Genomic DNA, 1,968 nt, shown 5'->3' with positions numbered 1-1,968 from the left:
CTGCACTCCCACAACGATTCCCTTCTAACCAGTTGTTGACCTCTACCAGATCAAACACAACCGCCGCGCCGCGTGTGTTGCCCAGCTTGATCGGACGCGGGAATGATTCATCTCTTGCGATTAACTTGCCCAGACCCTCAGCGGTCATATCCAGCATTTTGCAAAGTCTGTGCTTGCGGATTAACTGTCTCTCAAGGTTCATTCTGTTTACTCCAGTTATTTAGTGGTGGTATGAATTTAACCACCTGAAATAATCCGGTCAAATAAAAATACTTGCAAATCAATAACTTATGTGGTACAAAGTACAACTTTTGTTATACAGTAAAAACAGGAATTTCTTATTTTTCAATGACTTAAAGCCAAAACTCAAGAGCCAGACACAAAAAAAGGGGCATAAAAGCCCCTTTTAATATGCAAAATAATTCTAAGCAGTCTTGAGTCTATGGTCTCTTTCGTCCACTTCCTTTTGCTCCAGCATCTCCAGATAATCGGCATACCAGTTCATCATCTTTTGGCGGCTCTTGAAATATCTGGCTTGATCGTAGACACCCTTCACACCTGCCTTAGCGTGAGCAAGCTGCGCCTCAATCCAATCACTTGAAAAACCATGTTCATCTTTGTGCTCATTCAGCAACGTGGATGCTGTATGTCGTGATCCATGTCCGACCATTCGACCCTTGTAGCCGATGCCTGCAAAAACTTTGTTAATGGTGTTTTCTGAAATGACTGGGTTCTTGCTGCCAACACCAGGGAAAACCCAGCGGCTCCGACCAGTGACTCTTTGCAGCTCAGTGAGTGCATTAACAGCCTGCTTCGATAATGGTACATCGTGCGCTACCCGCGTTTTCATCTTCTCAGCAGGCACCCGCCAGACCTTGCCAGCGAGGTCTATTTCAGCCCATTCAGCGTGTCTAACCATGCCTGGGCGGCTCGCTGTCCAGATGCACAACCAAGCGGCCGTTACCGCTGTCAACCGGCTGTTACTGGCTCTGAGTGCGCGTAGAAAATCAGGCAACTCAGGCTCAAGGAGGTGTGGGTAACGCTGTGTCTTTGGTGATTTTGCAGCGATATGCAATAACCGGCTGGCTGGGTCATTCTGAGTTTTACCCTGGGCGATTGCTCGACCATAGACTTGATTCAGCCATGATCGAACTTTTTTGGATATGTTATGGGCACCACGGCCTTCAAGCCTTTGTTGAATCAATGCACAATCTTCACGACTGACATCATCCAGATGCTTGTCACCAATCAGAGGGAGAATATCGCCGGTGAAATATCGGACAACCTGGCTCAGTGTTCCTTCTGCTAATCCGTTTTCAGTTTTGAACTTGAGCCAATCTTCATAGGCACGTCTGAAACTCATTGCTTCAGCTACTTCAGTTTTCTGCTTTGCAGTCTGCTTTGCTTCAATGGGATCAATTCCATTGCTCAAGTCCTGCTGAACATCCAGCGCCTTCCTTCTGGCCGCCGCACCCGTCACTTGAGGGTAACTCCCCAGCCCCAACCATGCCCACTTGCCAGTGGATCGTTTGAACCGATACTGCCAAGATTTCCCGCCGTTGGGCTTCACTCTGAAATAAAGGTTATTACTGTCGAGGATTCGATATTCTTTTGAATCCGGCTGCAGGTTATCCAGCTGTGTGTCTGTGAGTGACGCGCCAGCTTTGCGTTTAAGCTCTGATCTTTTCATTCTCTTGTATCCCAAAGTTATCATTTTCAGCGAGGATACAAGGTGGGATACACAAAGGCAAGTGGTAGGGGTTGTTTCTAGTTGGTATGAGTAGGCAAGAAAAAACAGGATTAAGGGTATATGGGGTGCTGCTGAAAGCCAGTTTTTACAAGGGTTTGCGCTTATCTGTTGGCTTTAGTTGGTATGAGTTATTAAGGTATTTTGAGGAGGGAAAAATCATTGAATGGTGCGGACGGAGAGACTCGAACTCTCACACCTTACGGCACCAGAACCTAAAT

The 1,968-nt window shown here is 46.8% G+C and carries 2 protein-coding genes; both read right to left on the bottom strand.

What is annotated here, in order from left to right; genetic code table 11:
• Positions 1 to 202: AlpA family transcriptional regulator (locus IBX50_RS20175; RefSeq protein WP_292258182.1), on the bottom strand; the 202-nt coding region annotated here is incomplete at its 3' end.
• Positions 203 to 424: 222 nt separating this feature from the next.
• The gene (locus IBX50_RS20170; protein ID WP_292258181.1) at positions 425 to 1,690 is read right to left on the bottom strand and encodes an integrase arm-type DNA-binding domain-containing protein; all 1,266 of its coding nucleotides are present in this window, start codon (positions 1,688 to 1,690) and stop codon (positions 425 to 427) included.
• Between the last annotated feature and the right edge of the window lie 278 nt (positions 1,691 to 1,968).

It is taken from the genome of Marinospirillum sp., assembly GCF_014859565.1.
Note: the sequence above shows the minus strand (reverse complement) of the source record. Positions and strands in the feature narration are given on the sequence as shown.

Coding starts and splice junctions, on each gene's coding strand:
- IBX50_RS20170 (WP_292258181.1), bottom strand. CDS start 1,690: ATGAAAAGATCAGAGCTTAAACGCAAAGCTGGCGCGTCACTCACAGAC.